Genomic DNA, 323 nt, shown 5'->3' with positions numbered 1-323 from the left:
ACGACTTGCTCCGGCAACGTGGCGACCACGGTGGTGCCGGTCGAGACCGTCGATGCCGAGTTTGGCCGCGTGGCCATCCAGGGCAAGCCGCGGCTGCCGAGCGTGCTCGGCGGTGGCGAGCTGATGGCAGTCCGGGCCTTCACCCCGACCTACGACTGGGAGCTCGGCACGGATGATCCGGCGCCGGCGCGTCGCGCAGTCGTCGACAGCGGCGAATGCCTGAAGTGCCATGTCGGCTCCATGTACCAGCATGGCGGCAACCGCGTCGATAACGTCGACATGTGCTACCTGTGCCACAACTCGGCGGCCAACGACCAGTTCGT

General features: G+C 67.5%; 1 protein-coding gene. It reads left to right on the top strand.

Annotated features, from left to right (window positions below):
* On the top strand, positions 1 to 323 hold a 323-nt coding region (locus G6N75_RS04310; protein WP_206202916.1), incomplete at both ends, for a hypothetical protein.

Source organism: Thioalkalivibrio sp. XN8, assembly GCF_011058255.1.
GTDB lineage: Bacteria > Pseudomonadota > Gammaproteobacteria > Steroidobacterales > XN24 > XN24.
The sequence above is the reverse complement of the archived record's forward strand: the minus strand, read 5'-3'. Positions and strand labels throughout refer to the sequence as shown.